This is a genomic window from Cupriavidus sp. 01L46, assembly GCF_056399905.1.
On record NZ_JBFTSF010000159.1, the window covers coordinates 1 to 14,990 of the forward strand.

The 14,990-nt window shown below is 67.5% G+C and carries 14 protein-coding genes and 2 pseudogenes; 11 read left to right on the plus strand and 5 right to left on the minus strand.

What is annotated here, in order from left to right; translation table 11 throughout:
* Positions 1 to 2,078: hypothetical protein (locus tag AC1DS3_RS24350; protein WP_477128128.1), on the minus strand; the 2,078-nt coding region annotated here is incomplete at its 3' end.
* A 401-nt stretch (positions 2,079 to 2,479) separates the two neighbouring features.
* Positions 2,480 to 3,061: a phosphatase PAP2 family protein gene (locus AC1DS3_RS24355; RefSeq protein ID WP_441634236.1), complete on the minus strand. Its 582-nt coding sequence runs from the start codon at positions 3,059 to 3,061 to the stop codon at positions 2,480 to 2,482.
* Positions 3,062 to 3,393: 332 nt separating this feature from the next.
* Here AC1DS3_RS24355 and galU point away from each other — a divergent pair, with 332 nt between their 5' ends.
* On the plus strand, positions 3,394 to 4,419 hold the full coding sequence (gene galU, locus AC1DS3_RS24360) for a UTP--glucose-1-phosphate uridylyltransferase GalU (protein ID WP_441634238.1): 1,026 nt from the start codon (positions 3,394 to 3,396) through the stop codon (positions 4,417 to 4,419).
* A 57-nt stretch (positions 4,420 to 4,476) separates the two neighbouring features.
* Here the strand turns inward: galU and AC1DS3_RS24365 are convergent, their stop codons facing one another.
* Entirely contained in the window at positions 4,477 to 4,929 is a 453-nt protein-coding gene (locus tag AC1DS3_RS24365) for a GDP-mannose mannosyl hydrolase (protein ID WP_441634240.1), read from the minus strand.
* Positions 4,930 to 5,434: 505 nt separating this feature from the next.
* On the opposite strand from AC1DS3_RS24365, the gene AC1DS3_RS24370 reads away from it, so the two are divergent.
* From AC1DS3_RS24370 to AC1DS3_RS24390, 5 genes are all read left to right on the plus strand, one after another.
* Entirely contained in the window at positions 5,435 to 5,626 is a 192-nt protein-coding gene (locus AC1DS3_RS24370; protein WP_441634242.1) for a hypothetical protein, read from the plus strand.
* 441 nt (positions 5,627 to 6,067) lie between these two features.
* Positions 6,068 to 6,979 (plus strand): LysR family transcriptional regulator, encoded by a 912-nt coding sequence (locus AC1DS3_RS24375; protein ID WP_477128129.1) that lies wholly within the window; start codon positions 6,068 to 6,070, stop codon positions 6,977 to 6,979.
* Positions 6,980 to 7,199: 220 nt separating this feature from the next.
* Positions 7,200 to 7,811, plus strand: a complete 612-nt coding sequence (locus AC1DS3_RS24380; protein WP_441634246.1) for a glutathione S-transferase family protein — start codon at positions 7,200 to 7,202, stop codon at positions 7,809 to 7,811.
* A gap of 58 nt (positions 7,812 to 7,869) precedes the next feature.
* Positions 7,870 to 9,972, plus strand: coding sequence for a 2Fe-2S iron-sulfur cluster-binding protein (locus AC1DS3_RS24385; RefSeq protein ID WP_441634247.1), 2,103 nt, complete (start codon positions 7,870 to 7,872; stop codon positions 9,970 to 9,972).
* Between the two features lie 150 nt (positions 9,973 to 10,122).
* Positions 10,123 to 10,893 carry an SDR family NAD(P)-dependent oxidoreductase gene (locus tag AC1DS3_RS24390; RefSeq protein WP_441634249.1) on the plus strand — a complete coding sequence of 257 codons (771 nt, stop codon included), beginning with the start codon at positions 10,123 to 10,125 and terminating at the stop codon, positions 10,891 to 10,893.
* Here AC1DS3_RS24390 and AC1DS3_RS24395 read toward each other — a convergent pair.
* Positions 10,865 to 11,239 (minus strand): Bug family tripartite tricarboxylate transporter substrate binding protein, encoded by a 375-nt coding sequence (locus AC1DS3_RS24395; RefSeq protein ID WP_441634251.1) that lies wholly within the window; start codon positions 11,237 to 11,239, stop codon positions 10,865 to 10,867. The two genes, AC1DS3_RS24390 and AC1DS3_RS24395, sit on opposite strands and share 29 nt — an antisense overlap.
* A gap of 131 nt (positions 11,240 to 11,370) precedes the next feature.
* On the opposite strand from AC1DS3_RS24395, the gene AC1DS3_RS24400 reads away from it, so the two are divergent.
* From AC1DS3_RS24400 to AC1DS3_RS24410, 3 genes are all read left to right on the plus strand, one after another.
* Positions 11,371 to 11,511, plus strand: coding sequence for a hypothetical protein (locus AC1DS3_RS24400; protein ID WP_441634253.1), 141 nt, complete (start codon positions 11,371 to 11,373; stop codon positions 11,509 to 11,511).
* Between the two features lie 5 nt (positions 11,512 to 11,516).
* Positions 11,517 to 12,374, plus strand: coding sequence for a helix-turn-helix domain-containing protein (locus AC1DS3_RS24405; RefSeq protein WP_477128130.1), 858 nt, complete (start codon positions 11,517 to 11,519; stop codon positions 12,372 to 12,374).
* Positions 12,375 to 12,464: 90 nt separating this feature from the next.
* Positions 12,465 to 12,818 (plus strand): VOC family protein, encoded by a 354-nt coding sequence (locus AC1DS3_RS24410; protein ID WP_441634257.1) that lies wholly within the window; start codon positions 12,465 to 12,467, stop codon positions 12,816 to 12,818.
* Here AC1DS3_RS24410 and AC1DS3_RS24415 read toward each other — a convergent pair.
* Positions 12,815 to 13,717 carry a LysR family transcriptional regulator gene (locus AC1DS3_RS24415; protein WP_477128131.1) on the minus strand — a complete coding sequence of 301 codons (903 nt, stop codon included), beginning with the start codon at positions 13,715 to 13,717 and terminating at the stop codon, positions 12,815 to 12,817. The two genes, AC1DS3_RS24410 and AC1DS3_RS24415, sit on opposite strands and share 4 nt — an antisense overlap.
* 527 nt (positions 13,718 to 14,244) lie before the next feature.
* Here AC1DS3_RS24415 and AC1DS3_RS24420 point away from each other — a divergent pair.
* Positions 14,245 to 14,755 (plus strand): annotated as a pseudogene (locus AC1DS3_RS24420) (NAD(P)-dependent oxidoreductase).
* A 41-nt stretch (positions 14,756 to 14,796) separates the two neighbouring features.
* A pseudogene (locus AC1DS3_RS24425) lies at positions 14,797 to 14,990 on the plus strand (RraA family protein); the annotation flags it as partial.

Here is a 14,990-nt window from a genome sequence, read left to right on the forward strand (position 1 = left end):
GCCAGCGCGGCGGGCTTCGGGCTGATCTTGGCGGGGCCGTAGGTGCCTTGCGGGTTGACCAGGTCGAAGAACAAGCCGTAGCCGGCAGCGTCGGTGGGGATGTCCGTGGCGTAGAACATATAAGTCACGTCCGCGCCCTCTCCTAGCAATATCAGGTGCGTGCGGGCAACCACCGCGCCATGTGCGTACAGGACGTTCTGCGTCGGGTAGTTCGGGCCGTATGCAGAGCCKAGGTCGTAGCTGATGCCGGTCTCGGTGACGAACAGCCGCGCGCCGCGCTTGAGCTGGGTCGCGACTGCATGGCGCAGTTCGCGCATGGCGGCCGGCAGCGCGTTGGCGGCGTTGGAAGGATCGCTGTTGCCGACCAGGCGCTCTGGCGGATGCGATGGCGAAGTGCCTACGTCGTAGTAGCCGTGCGCCGTCACGCCGTCGAGATACTGGGCGAAACCCAGCGGCGCCAGCCGGTTCAGCCAGACGGTGTTCTCGCGCACCATGGCGTTGGTGGTGCCCATGATCACCGCGCTCGGGTCGGTGCTGTGGACGCCCTGGAAGGTGGCCTTGTACATCGCGGTGAAGTTGGTATCGGTATCCAGCCACGGCAGGCCGCCGTTGTAGTCGGGTTCCCAGGTCACCTGATAGTAGTTGGCCGATTGCGCGGGGAAATACCGGGTCCGCACCGTGTTCGACTCCTGCCCCACCCGGGTCATGTAGTCCTGGTAGGCCGGCAAGGATTTCGGCGCGTAGCTGTGGGTGGCCACGCCGGTGGGACTTGCCCAGGCGGGAATGCCATCGAGCTGGATCAGCCGCATCAGGTCGCCGGGCTTGAAGTACGAGGCGAGGTGGTCCACCGCGGGATTGAACGTATTGGGGCCGTTGGGCTCTTCCACGTACCAGTTGCGGTTGTCGTTGACCCACGACAGGCCCAGCGCGGGATAGAGCGGACGATAGCCGTCGCCATCGCAGCAGCCTTGGCCGGGCAGCAGGTAGGCCGCGCCTTGCCCGCCGAAGCGGTGCAGGTCCTGGCTGGCGTAGCTGACCGCTGGGAGCACCGAAGAGACGTCGGGCAGTACACCGAATGTCGCAATGCCGCCGGGCCGGGTGCCGCGTGCGAGCAGCGAGCCCGCGCCGGAGGCCAGGCTTGCCGATCCGGCGAAGTAGCCTGACAGCGTGGACGTGCAGTTCAGCGTCGACACGATCGCGCCGGCGGCGACCGGGAACTGGCCGCTGGCGCGCACCTTGTTCCAGGTGTCGGAGATCTGCCAGTTCACCGTGTCCGCGCTGCCGGCGCGGGTGGTCACGCTCACCTGGAAGGTACTGCCCGAGGCGAACATCCGCGTACCATCGCCGCCCGGGGTATCCATCTCGATGGCATCGCCACCGCCCGCCGCGGCGACGCTGCCGGCGGGCGCGGTGCAACTGAGCATGCCGCTGCCCGTTGGCGTCACTGGCGTATTCGGGGTGGTGGGTGTCGTGGGCGTGGTGGGCGTCGTTGGCGTGGTGGTGCCGGTGTCCTCATACGAACACGTCTTGCCGAAGCCGGGCGCGGGGTCGCCGAACACGCCGTTGTTGCAGGCCACGCCATTGGTGAAGGCCAGGGTGACGTATTGCGTGGCGGTCCCGTAGCGGACCTGGCGCGTGCCGGTAAAGCTGCAGAAGCCGTTTTCCGAGCTGCAGGCAACCCAGGTGCTGGTGGCCGGGGGCGTCGTCGAGCCGCTCGTGCCGGAGTCGTACCAGCAACTCTTGGCAAACCCGGATGCGGGGTCCCCGAACACGCCGTTGTCGCAACTGGTGCCGCCGGTGAAGGTCTTGATGACGTACTGGGTATCGGTGCCGTACTTGACCTGGTGGGTGCCGGTGAAGGCGCAGATCTGGTATTCCGAGGCGCACAGCGTCCAGGTGACGTCCGCTGGCTGCAGGGTCGCCGCGGGGGTTGCGCTGGTGGCGTCGCCGCTGCGGTCACCTCCGCAACCCGCGATGGCAAACAACAGCAGCAACAGGATGCCGGCGCGCTGCAAAGCAACGCGTATCCAAGGGCTCCCTGCAGCCGGGGCCGGGTTCGGGCTGGTAAGCGTCGACATGGCTTCCCCATCGTTTGGCCTGCGTCGGGTCAACGCGGGCGCAACAGTAACGCGGTAACGCACGGACCCCGTAGGCCCCCGAATGAATGGAAAACTGGCGGGCGCTGGACGCGCCATRCTCATGCAGCCCCTGGCGGAGGCGATTTATTCGCGATGCTCCTGGCGCGGCCAGCCGGAGCATGACCGTAACGCAGGGCATGTGAGACGCGCGGCCTGCAAGACCACAGCCGCGGCGGGGTTGAGTGAGCCCTCCGGCGTAGCTGGCAGGGTCCGGGCCGAACGAAGCCTGGCGCACCACGGTGGTGAGCACGCCGGATAGAAGTTTACCCGCACGCCCCTGGCTCTGGCCGCCAGGATTTAGTGTTTATCGGACGAAGCCAGGGCCGCAGGCACCTGCGGCACTAGTAGCAAATCACCGGGGCGTAATACGGCGAGTAGTGCCAGATGATCTGCTGGAATGGCGCATGGCGTCCGTAAGCCACCGTACAGAGCCCGAGCAGGGCAACGCCGGCGATCAGGCATTTGCCCAGCCGCTTCGGCGCGCCCTGGCAGGCGCGCAGCACCCAGAACGCCACGGCGCCGCCCAGAAGCCACCCGGCGATGACCTCGGCCGGCGTATGCGCGCCCAGGCGCACGCGGCTAAAGCAGATCAAGGCCGCCAGCATCAAGCCGAGCACGAAGCCGGCCTGGCGCCACGAGGCCCGGAAGCTGCGCAACAGCAAGCCGAGGAACACGGACCACACCGCCGACGAGAGCATCGCGTGGCCGCTGATCACGCGCATGTCGAAGCGCTCCAGCACCGTGCCGCAGCCGGTGTGCAGCAGCTTGCTGGCCAGCACCAGCGCCGCGGCCGCCGCCAAGCACAGGGCCCAGCGCAGCGCCACCCGCCACCCGGTGCCTTGCAGCAGCCACAGGCCGGTGGTCAGCGCCAGCGGCAGCGTCACCGCGGCATCGCCGAGGTCTGTGATCCGGTACCAGTTCATCGTGTTTCCATCAGCTTGCGTTGGCGTGCAGGCGGGCGAACGCGCCGCTGAGCTCGCCATCGATCACCATCGATGGCGCTGCCGGCTTCCCTGTTGGCGCCTTCCCCTTCCTATTGGCCACAATGTATGCCCCTCGCGCAAGGCCAGGGCGGCGCGATGCATGCGCTGTCGGAATACAGCGAACTGTTGGCAGATGGCGCGCGCCGCGCAGCGATACGCTGGCTTCGCCACGGCTGGCTCCGGGACCATGCCATGCGGCAGCAGCCGCGCGCGCCAAGGCAACCGACCGGCAAGACGCCAAGCCTTTCAAACCAGACGACGGGGGTAGTTTCATGCTCAAGATCAGGAAAGCCGTGTTCCCGGTGGCCGGCCTCGGCACGCGATTTCTGCCGGCCACCAAGGCCAGCCCGAAAGAGATGTTGCCGGTGGTCGACAAGCCGCTGATCCAGTACGCCGTGGAAGAGGCGATGGCCGCGGGCATTACCGAGCTGATCTTTGTGACGGGGCGCAGCAAGCGCGCCATCGAGGATCACTTCGACAAGTCCTACGAGGTCGAGGCCGAACTGATGGCGCGCGGCAAGCAGCAATTGCTGGACCTGGTGCGCGGCATCAAGCCGGCCCACGTGGATTGCTTCTATGTGCGGCAGGCAGAGCCCCTGGGACTGGGCCACGCGGTGCGCTGCGCCAGCAAGCTGATCGGGGACGAGCCCTTCGCCGTGATACTCGCCGACGACCTGCTGGACGCGCGCACGCCCGTGCTCAAGCAGATGATCGAGGTGTTCGACCACTATCACAGCTCCGTCATCGGCGTGGAGGAGATCCAGCCGCAGGATTCACGCGCCTATGGCGTGATCGACGGCAAGCCTTGGGACGATCGCATCTTCAAGATGTCCGGCATCGTGGAGAAGCCTGCGCCGGAAGTGGCACCGTCCAACCTTGGGGTGGTGGGGCGCTACGTGCTGATGCCCAGCATCTTTGAATTCCTCAACGCGCTCAAGCCGGGCGCCGGCGGCGAGCTGCAGCTCACGGACGCCATCCAGGCGCTGCTGGCGCGCGAACAGGCGCTGGCCTACCGCTATGAGGGGCGCCGCTTCGATTGCGGCAGCAAGCTGGGCTACCTGAAGGCCACCGTGGAGTTCGCGCTGCGCCACGCGGAAGTCGGCGCACCGTTCGCGGAGTACCTGCGCACCGAATGCGCCATCGTCGCGCAAGCCCTTGCCCACGGCAACGAGCGGCTGGCGCAAGCGGCGATCGTGGCGCCCGGGCTGCAAACCGAAGCACAAGCCGAAACACAAGCCGAAGCACAGGGCGAAGCGGAAACCGAGAGCGATGCGCGCTTGATTCCGCTGGCCGCCTGACCCTGGCCGACGCCATGCCGGCGCGAAGCGCCGGGGCCGTCCCGCAGCCGGCCCCGGTCAGCGGAAATATGCCCTTGTGTTCTCGTGCACCTCGCCATGCGCCAGCAGCTCGGCCGGCGTCATCCAGCAATACTCACTGTGCTGGTCAGGTTGCCCGAGCGGCGCGCCGCCGGGCATGGTCCACGCATAGGCGAGCACCACGTAGTGCGTGGAGATGCCGGGCTCTGCGGCGAAGTTGTCCGGATAGTGATGTTCGAACACGCCGCGCGGCGCGGCATCGCTGCGCTCGACCCCGGTGAGGCCGAGTTCGTCCGCCACGATGCGCCGGAACGCGGCATCCAGGCCTTCGTCCTTGCGGATGCGCCCGCCCGGCACGAACCACGACCCTTGGGCAGGCCGGTTACGGCGCCGGCCAAGCAACACCCGGCCTTGCACATCGGTGACGAGCAGGTCGATCGAGACCAGCGGGGTGTTAGCAACCACGCGGAGGAAATCCGATTTGGCAAGCATTGCGCGCGCGACTCCAAAAGACGCCAAAATCGAAAGACTACCATCTGCTTGAACCTGCTTTAGCTTGCTTGGCCTAGCCGCGATCCGCTTCATCCCGCAGCAAGCGTGCTGCCCCGAAAAAAGAACAGCGCCGGCATGCATGCCGCGCGGGGGGCCGGGAACACATCGTTCCGCCTTGGGGCTGGACCGAATCCCGTCGACACGAGCCTGCCGGCGCAGAAAGACGCCTCGCCCACCGGGGGATAGGCGAGGCGCAAAGCACGGGCAAGCGGGTCAGACCTGTCCGCGACGTATGGAGCCTACCTGCGGCGAGGTGATTCGAAAGTGGGCTAGCGCACCAGGCGTTGCGCCCGGCGAACAAATGGCGGATGGCGACTGCCTGGCGCACCAAGCGCAGGCAATGCCTTAAAATTCTCCCGCCGCTGCCGTTATTTCACTGGCGGCCAACTGTCACTGGCCGCGCGCCAGACTGCGCCACCGCGCGCGACGATGCCCAGGAATTCCTATGCAATACGACCCGATACAGCTCGCCCAGCTCGGCTGCATCCTTATGGTAGTGCTGTGCACGGCACTTGCCATCCGGCGCAACCGCAAGCGGACCCGTGTCGACCATCGCATCTCCGAACTGGAACGCCAGCTCCGTGAACGCGCGCCAACGCGCCGCGACACGGCTGGCGAAGCGCGCATCTTCGGGTAACGCCATGGGCTGAGCGCACGCCCGGCGGGATGCGCGCCCCACGATGCACACCGCGGCGCAAATTGGCGCGAGAACAGCGATGGAAAATAGGGGCTTTTCCCCATACGATGCCTTAACGCTAGTACGTATCATCCGTCGCGTGACAAGTCGCAGCGCATAAGTTATTAAATCCGATAGCTGGACCACAAGCGGCTTTGCCGCCTGGAACGACTTGCTTGCCGGTCTTCGCAGCGTGACTCCAGCATTGCCCACACAGGCCATAGAGCCAACGGGGCAGGAGCAACGTGGTGTGGATGTCGCGGGGTGTAAAAAGCCATTCTTCGGAATGGCTTTTTTTATGGGGCTGACCGCGTCGATGTGCCGCGCCCCGCACGGCGTCGTATCACTCCTTATATACTCCGCCACATCTATCAAGCGCCCGCACGGGCCGGGAGAGCGGGCGTGGATCGACTGCAGGCCATGAAGACTTTCGTCACCGTGGTGGAGACAGGCGGCTTCACCGCCGCCGCGCGCAAGCTGGATATCTCGCTATCGGTGGTCAGCCGCATCGTCAACGAGCTGGAAACGCACCTGGGCGTGCGCCTGCTGACCCGTACCACGCGGCTGGTCCGCATGACCGACACCGGCGCGGCCTACTTCGAGAACTGCCGCCGCCTGCTGAGCGAGATCGACGAAGCCGAACTGGCGGCAACGGGCGCGCATGCGGCGCCGCGCGGCCAGCTTGCCATCACGGCTTCGGTGCTGTTTGGCGCCGCCTACGTGATGCCGATCGTTACCGAATACCTGAACCGCTACCCGGAAGTCGACGCGACCTGCCTGYTCCTGGACCGGATCGTGAACCTGGTCGATGAAGGCATCGACGTGGGCATCCGCATCGGGACGCTGCCGGATTCATCGCTGCAAGCCGTGCGCGTGGGCCAGGTGCGGCGCGTGGTGTGCGCGGCGCCGTCCTACCTGGACAGGCACGGCGCGCCGCAAACCCCGGACGACCTCGCCAGCCATGCGACCATCCTGCCCAATGGCGCCAACAATACGGCGGAGTGGCGCTTCAACCGCGACGGCACGCCCGTCGTCACCCGGCTGCAGCCGCGCCTGACCACCACCACCAATGACTCCGCGATTGCCGCCGCCGTGTCCGGCTTTGGCGTCGTGCGGTTGTTGTCGTACCAGGTGGCCAGGCAGCTGCGCGAGGGCTCGCTGCGCATCGTGCTGGCCGACGTGGAGCCGCCACCCCTGCCCATCAACGTGATCCACCGGGAAGGCCGCCATGCCACGCGCAAGGTCCGCGCCTTCCTGGACCTCGCCATCGAAACGCTGCGCGCGGACAGTACGCTGAACACACCGGCAAGCTGACGGGGGGCGCCAGGCGCCCGGATTCTTCTCGCAACGAGAATAGTGCCTTCTCGCCGGGGCCGTTTTTCGTGCTTCGGGACGCACCTATGATCCATCCAAGCACACGGACCGGACACGGCGCAGGCGGGCCTTCTCCCAAGACCCCTTCAAGACCCCTTCGGACCCTGTGCCAGCTGCCACCGGGCGGCGCCATTCACCCAACACGCCGAGGTTCACCGCCATGCAAGTCTACTGCCACCCCCTCTCCGGACACTCGCACCGGGTCCGCCTGTTCCTGTCGCTGATCGGCGCCCATGCCGAAACGATCGAGGTCGACCTGGCCAAAGGCGCGCACAAGGCCCCCGAATTCCTCAAGCTCAACCCGTTCGGCCAGGTGCCCGTGCTGGTGGACAACGACACCGTGATCACCGATTCCAACGCCATCCTGGTGTACGTGGCCAAGAGGTTCGGCAAGACGGACTGGCTACCCGAATCGCCCGCCGGTGCCGCCGCGGTACAGAAATGGCTATCGGTCGCCGCCGGCGAGATCGCCTACGGCCCGGCCGCCGCGCGCCTCATCACCGTGTTCGGCGCCCCCTACAACGCCAAGGAAGTGATTGCCCGCGCGCACGTCATCCTCAAGCGCGTTGACGACGTGCTGGCCAAGGGCAAGTGGCTGGCCGCGGGCCACCCCACGCTGGCCGATGTGGCGCTGTACAGCTACATCGCCCGGGCACCCGAGGGCTTTGTCGATCTGTCGGACTACGCCAACGTCAAGGCCTGGCTGCAGCGCATCGAAGCCCTGCCGGGCTTTGTGGCGTTCAAGCAGACCCCGGCCGGCCTCGCCGCCTGATCCGCACGCCAGCCCACTAACCTGGCCACCGATCGCCGCACAGGAAGGAGCACCCGCCATGTCCGCCCAAACCCATTCATCCGCGCAACCCTGGCACGCCGGCGAGCGTAGCCTGCAGGCACGCGCAGGCATTGCCGGGCACATGGAGGATGTCGGGCGGCGCGTGGTGCGCGACTACATGCCCGACCAGCACCGCGAGTTCTTCGCGCAACTGCCCATGGTGGTGCTGGGCGCGGTCGCGCCGGATGGCCGGGTGTGGGCGACGCTGCGCGCCGGGCAGCCGGGCTTTCTGCACTCGCCRGACGCCACCACGCTGAATATCGCCATGGCCCGCGAGCCCGCCGACCCGGCGGACGCCGGCATGGAAGACGGCAGCGCCATCGGCCTGCTTGGCATCGACCTGCTGACCCGCCGGCGCAACCGCATGAACGGGACGGCCCAACGTGTGGCCGGTGCCGCCGGTGGCAGCGACGGCGTGCTGCGGATCGACGTGGGGCAGAGCTTCGGCAACTGCCCGCAGTACATCCAGAAGCGTGTGTTCGAATTCACGCGCGCGCCAGACATGCCCGCCCCGGCGGCGGCGCAGCACTTCACCGCGCTGGATGCGCGCGCACGCGTGCTGATTGGGTCCGCTGACACGTTCTTCGTCGCTTCCTACGTGGACCTCGAAGCGGGGGAGCGCCAGGTGGATGTGTCGCATCGCGGCGGCAAGCCCGGCTTTGTCCGGATCGATGCGGACGGCGGCCTGACCATTCCCGACTTTGCCGGCAACCTGTTTTTCAACACGCTTGGCAACTTCGTGGTCAACCCGATCGCCGGTCTCGTCTTTGCCGACTTCAGCACCGGCGAACTGCTCCAGCTCTGCGGCAAGGCCGAGGTCATCCTGGACTCGCCCGAGATCGCCGCCTTCCAGGGCGCGGAGCGCCTGTGGCGCTTCCTGCCCGAACAGATCGTGCGCCGCGACGATGCACTGCCGCTGCGCTGGCAGCCGCAAGCCGATGGCGCATCGCCAAACTCGCTGATGACCGGCAGCTGGGACGAAGCGGCCGGCCGCCAGCGCGCCGCGGCGCTGGCCAACGCCTGGCGGCCCTTGCGCGTCGCGCGCATCGTCGATGAAAGCAGCGTGATCCGGTCCTTCCACCTGGAACCCGCTGACGGCGCCGGCCGCGCGGCACATCTGGCAGGCCAGTTCCTGCCGATTCGCGTCACGTTGGCGGGCCATGCGTTGCCGGTGACGCGCACCTACACGCTGTCGGTGTCGCCGGCGGACGATGTGTACCGCATCAGCGTGAAGCGCGAAGGCGCGGTGTCGCGCCATCTGCACGACAACGCCAAGGTCGGCGACCTGATCGAGGCCCGCGCGCCGTCCGGCGCCTTTACCATCAACGCCGCCGAGCGCAGGCCAGCCGTGCTGCTAGCCGCTGGCATCGGCGTCACGCCGATGCTGGCCATGCTCCGCCAAATCGTCTATGAAGGCCTGCGCAAGCGGCGGGTCCGCCCGACGTGGTTCTTCCACTCGGCGCGCACGGTGGCCGAGCGCGCATTCAGCAAGGAGCTTGCGGCGCTCACCGAGAGTGCCGGCGGCGCGGTGGAACTGGTGCGTCTGCTGAGCGACCCGAAGGACGCCGCCCGGGTCAAGGACTACGACGTGTCCGGGCGCATCGACATCGACCTGCTGCGCGCGCGCCTGCCCCTCGACGACTACGACTTCTACCTGTGCGGGCCAACCGCGTTCATGCAATCGCTCTACGATGGCCTGCGCGCGCTGAACATCTCCGATTCACGCATCCATGCGGAAGCCTTTGGCGCATCGTCGCTGGTGCGCAAGCGCGACCTCGGCCGCCCGGCCGCGCCCACCGCCAGGCCCGCGCTGCAGCCCGTGCCGGTCGCTTTCGTGCAATCGGCCAAGGAAGCCCGCTGGACGCCCGGCAGCGGCTCGCTACTGGAGCTGGCAGAGCAGCGCGGCCTGGCGCCAGCCTTCGGTTGCCGCGGCGGCAGCTGCGGCTCGTGCAGCACGCGTGTACTGCAGGGCGCGGTGGCTTACGCCGAAGCGCCGGAGTTCGACGTGGCGCATGACGAAGCGCTAATCTGCTGCGCGGTGCCAGCGGCAGTGGATGCCGACGGAAACCAAGCGGTCGTGCCGCTGCAGCTGGATCTTTGAGCGGCGTTGACGGCGAGTGCCGCATTCGAAGATTCGTCGCTTTGGACGACGCATGGACATGGCGCGCTCGCGACACTGCATCAGGCTCCCTGCCAGATTCCATTCCAATGGCTGGCTGGGCACAATCCTGATCTTGGCAAAGGAAGCGTCGTGACTTACACAGCGTTTGACTTGAGTGGAAAGGTTGCCGTCGTCACCGGCGGCAACGGCGGTATCGGACTCGGCATGGCCGAGGCCATGGCGGCGGCAGGTGCCGATATCTCGATCTGGGGCACCAATGCCCAGAAAAACGCGGACGCCGCCGCGCGCCTGGCCGCGCATGGCCGCAGAGTGCACACCGCCATCTGCGATGTCGGCGACGAGCGCGCGGTGCAGGCCGCGTTTGCCGACACGGTGGCCACCCTTGGCCGCGTCGACGGCTGCTTTGCCAATGCCGGCATCAGCGCGCGCGGCGGGCGCTTCGAGACGATCACCACGGAGGACTGGCACCGCGTGCTGCGGGTCAACCTCGATGGCGCATTCTTCACGCTGCGCGCCGCCGCGCGTTGCATGCTGGAGCAAGGCGAGGGCGGCGTGCTGGTTGGCACAGCCTCGGTCGCCGCCATCGAGGGCGCCGCGCGCAACCAGCACTACGCCGCCACCAAGGGCGGGCTGGTCTCGATGATGCGGGCACTGGCGGTGGAATACGCGCGCCACGGCATCCGCGCGCACTCCATCCTGCCGGGCTGGATCGCCACCGACATGACCGCCAAGGGCCAGGCGGATCCGACCTTCCAGGAAATGGTGGGCAAGCGCGTGCCGATGCGCCGCTGGGGCGAGCCAGCCGACTTCGGCGGCATCGCCATCTATCTCATGAGCGCCGCATCGCGCTACCACACGGGCGATACGCTGGTCATCGACGGTGGCTACACGTTGTTCTGAGCATTCGCCGTCCCTGGCGCTGCCATCGGACCCTCCGGCCACGCTGGCTGGCCAGATGGCCAACGTCCGCGATGCCCAGCTCGTATCCGGTGGCCGGCGAGCGGCGCGTGGCCTCCATGGCGATGAAGCCGTTGCCGCCCGGGCGGGCATCGACGATCACCGGCTGGTTCCAGTCCCGGCCAAGCCGGTCGCCAATCAAGCGGGAGACGGCATCCGGGCCGCTGCCGGCCGGGAACGGGCTAAGCAGGCGGACTGGCTTGGCAGGGAATGTCTCGGCGTGTGCAGGCAGCGCGCCGCCGAGCAGGCATGCGGCCGCGACCGCCGCCGCGAGGGGGCCTCGAATCATCTGTGTCTCCGTCTGGTTTTATCTGGTTTTGATTTCTGTTCTTTTCATGCTTGTTTGACCGGATACTAGATGCGCCATGCAGATGCTGAAAGATGGCAAAATCACTCCGTCGATGCCCACTGGTTATCACCATGAAACTCCACCACCTGCGGGGTTTCGTCGCCATCGCGCAAACGCGCAGCGTGCGAGGCGCCGCCCGCAAGCCAGCCGCGTCACACCTTGCCACGCTCTTTGAGCGTGCCGCCGGGCATTACTCGGCGCGTTCGGACTAACCGCCGTGCGTGATCCGCTGCCACCCTCCTGRCAATACCTGCCCGGCCCGCCCGTGGAGCGCTTGCGTTCCTGGGGCTGCAAGCTGTCCGGGTTCAGCGAAGACCTGGGAAGGACCGTCAGGCGGGTCGAAGTGGCCTGTGCGCGCATCAAGCTGATCATCGGCTTCGATGGTGGATACCTGCTGGGCGCCGGCGCGCAGCAACGTCGCTACCAGGCCTTCGTGGCCGGCATGCCGGGCGGGCCGGTGACCGTAGAGCATGACAGCGCGCAGTCCTGCATCGAAGTCGAGTTGCCACCCTGGGCGGCCTACAGCCTCTTTGACGGGGCGTCCGAAGTGCTTGCCACGCCGATCGTCGATCTCTCTGACCTCTGGGGCAGCGAGGCCGGCCTGCTGGCGGAAGCGCTGCATGAAGCGCAGGACTGGGAGACACGCTTCGCGATGGTCGAGCGGATGTTGGCGAAGCGCCTGAGCGGCACCCGCCGGGCCGTACCAGCGGCACTGCGCTGGGCTTGGGACGAACTCGATCGCCGGCACGGCGGCGCATCGATCCGGCAGCTAAGCGACAAGATTGGATGGAGCGGCCGGCACTTCGCGGCTTGCTTCAAGGCGCATATGGGGCTCGGACCAAAAAGCGCGGCGCGGTGCCTGCGCTTTGGCTGGGCCCACGCCCTGATGGCATCGGACCCTGGCATGGCCCTCAGCGACATTGCCGCGGCGTGCGGCTATAGCGACCAGAGCCATTTCACGCGCGAATTCCAAGTATTTGCGGGATGCTCCCCGGCCGCCTATGCGCGGGCCGGGTTTCCCGATGCGCCGGGCAAGCCCGCGTCATTACTCGACGCGGCAGCCGCCGCTGATTAGCCGATTGGGTGCAGGTCATTTTTTTCAAGACAGCCTTGGCCGCCGCGCCGGATACTCCGGGCTCAACGTCATCCATCAAGGGAGTGTCCTATGCCTGGCAGCGTGTCTTACCTTGAGATCGGCGGGCAGAATGCCCAGGTCTCGCAAGACTTTTTCCGTCACTTGTTCGACTGGCCGTTCCAGCCGACGGAGGCCCCTGGCGAGGGCTGGTTCCGGACGCCGTCCATCCAGGTCGGCTTGCATGGCAATGACCCGGCGCGCCAGGTGCTGGTGTTCTTCCGCGTTGCGGACATGCCCGCCGCTGTGGCAAAGGTGAAGGCGCTGGGTGGACAGGCCGACGACCCCGGCCCAGGCGAGCCCGGCTTCGGCATCTTCTGCCTGTGCCGCGATCCCCAGGGCGTGCGCTTCGGGTTGCATCAACCCGCAGCCGGGCAAGCCAGCTAATCCACCTTGTTGAACAAGCTGCTCCCATGGTCGTGCAGCAGGGCGATCAGCCGGCCGGCCGCCGGCGATAGCGCCACATCCTTGCGATAGGTCACGCCAAAATTGCGCACCAGCGTGGYCGCCGCCAGSGGCACCTCCTCCAGCTGACCGCCGCTTGCGCGCAAGGTGCGCCGCGAGACAAAGGTCAGTAGTTCGGTGTCGGCGACCACGCGCGGGATCAGCGGGATGGAGTTGGTCTCGATCTGCGCCACGGGCCGGGGCAGGTCGCGCGATTCGAAGGCATGGTCCAGCCAGGTCCGGCTGGCCACCGCGCGGTTGGGCAGCGCCCACTGATAGCCGGCGAGCTTGTCCAGCGTGACGCGCCGGGTCTTGAGGATCGGATGGCCCGTCACCGCGGCCACCACCACGGTGTCCTTGAGCAGCGTCTCGCAGTGAAACTCCTCTTCCTCCTCGGGCACGAAGCCCAGCACCAGGTCCAGCCGCCCCTCCCGCAACTCGTCGCGCAGCTCGTAATTGTTGCGGATGGTGAGCTGCAGCATCACGTTGGCGGCTTGCCCGAGCAGCATGCTGCAGATCCGCGGCAGCAGGTATTCCGCACCGAGCGGCCCGCTGCCCAGGCGCACGGTGCCGGCCACGCCGCGCGCGATGGCGCCCACCTCGTCGCGCAGCAGGTCGGCCTCCTGCAGCAGCGAGGTGGCGCGCGCACGCAGGGCGATGCCGGCCGTGCTGAGCTTTTGCCCTCTGCCCTCGCGCTCGAACAACTCGGCGCCAAGCGACGCCTCCAGCCTGTCGATGGCCTTGGTGAGCGTGGGCTGGCTGCGGTGCACCAGCTCGGCCGCGCGGCGGAAGTTGCCCGCGCCGGCCACGGCTAGGAAGTACTTGAGATCGCGAAGGTCCATGGGAGCGTGCTGCCGGAGCAGTCCTGACTGATTACTTTTTTTGAACAGATACCAAAAATTATAAGCTGGACGGAAACTAATGCGCGAGCAAGAATTCGGCCGTCGCACCGGGCCTTTGCCCTTTGCCCAACGCCTTGATCAGCCTGAGCGCCATGCCAACTACCGTACTCGTCACCGCCCCCCGCCTGGCGCCGGCCGGCGTCCGCCTGCTGGAAGCAGCGGACGCGCGGATTCTCTACCTTGCCGATGCGAACGGCGCCAACGATGCTGGCGAGGTGGCCCGCATCCTCGCTGCTGAGCCCGTGGACGCCGTCATCTCGCGCACGGTCGCACTGAGCGGCGCCGCCATCGCGGCATGCCCCACGCTGAAGGTCATCTCCAAGCACGGCGTGGGCGTCAGCAATATCGATGTGCAAGCCGCCACCGCGCGCGGCATTCCCGTCTATGTCACGCCCGGCGCCAACGCGCAGTCGGTCGCCGAGCTCACGCTTGGCCTGATGTTCGCGGCAGCGCGGCGCGTGACGTGGATGGACCGCGAGCTCCATGCCGGCCGGTGGTCGCGCGCGCAGGATGGCATCGAACTGCATGGCCGCACGCTGGGGCTGGTTGGTTTCGGGCAGGTCGCGCAGCGCGTGGCCACCGTCTGCCTGGCGCTCGGCATGCCGGTGGTGGCGTTTGACCCGGCGCTGGCCCATGCTGGCCGCGCCGCAGTTCGCGCGGATGCGGCGCGGCGCCATCCTGATCAACACCGCACGCGGCGAGGTCGTGGACGAGGCCGCGCTGGTAGCCGCGCTGCAAAGCGGGCAGCTCTACGCGGCCGCGTTGGACACCATGGCCGCCGAGCCGCTGCCCGCGCACAGCCCGCTGCCCGCGCTGGACAACGTGGTGCTCACGCCCCATGTGGGTGGCTCCACGCCTGCGGCGCTGGCCGCGATGGCAAGCGATGCCGCGCGCAATGTGCTCGGCTTCCTGCAAGGCAAGCCGCCCGCCGCCACCGCCTGCGTCAATCCGCAGGTGCTGGCCGCCCTCGGCGCGTAACACCGCGCCACACACAACAGCAAGAAACCAGGAACGCTGACATGAGCAACGAAGCCACCCAGGCATGGCCCGCGGGCTACCGGATCAACCCTTGCGCCGCCGGCCCCGCGCCAGACATCGTCGCGGCCTTCCGGGAGATGCCGGTGGCTGCCATTGGCGATGCCATGAGCCGCAACATCGGCACCATCGGCCTGCGCCCGTATCACGGCCGCCCCGACACCGTGCTGTGCGGGCC

Coding starts and splice junctions, on each gene's coding strand:
- AC1DS3_RS24370 (WP_441634242.1), top strand. CDS start 5,435: ATGCAATACGACCCGATACAGCTCGCCCAGCTCGGCTGCATCCTTATG.
- AC1DS3_RS24410 (WP_441634257.1), top strand. CDS start 12,465: ATGCCTGGCAGCGTGTCTTACCTTGAGATCGGCGGGCAGAATGCCCAG.
- AC1DS3_RS24400 (WP_441634253.1), top strand. CDS start 11,371: ATGAAACTCCACCACCTGCGGGGTTTCGTCGCCATCGCGCAAACGCGC.
- AC1DS3_RS24380 (WP_441634246.1), top strand. CDS start 7,200: ATGCAAGTCTACTGCCACCCCCTCTCCGGACACTCGCACCGGGTCCGC.
- AC1DS3_RS24355 (WP_441634236.1), bottom strand. CDS start 3,061: ATGAACTGGTACCGGATCACAGACCTCGGCGATGCCGCGGTGACGCTG.
- AC1DS3_RS24395 (WP_441634251.1), bottom strand. CDS start 11,239: ATGATTCGAGGCCCCCTCGCGGCGGCGGTCGCGGCCGCATGCCTGCTC.
- AC1DS3_RS24365 (WP_441634240.1), bottom strand. CDS start 4,929: ATGCTTGCCAAATCGGATTTCCTCCGCGTGGTTGCTAACACCCCGCTG.
- galU (WP_441634238.1), top strand. CDS start 3,394: ATGCTCAAGATCAGGAAAGCCGTGTTCCCGGTGGCCGGCCTCGGCACG.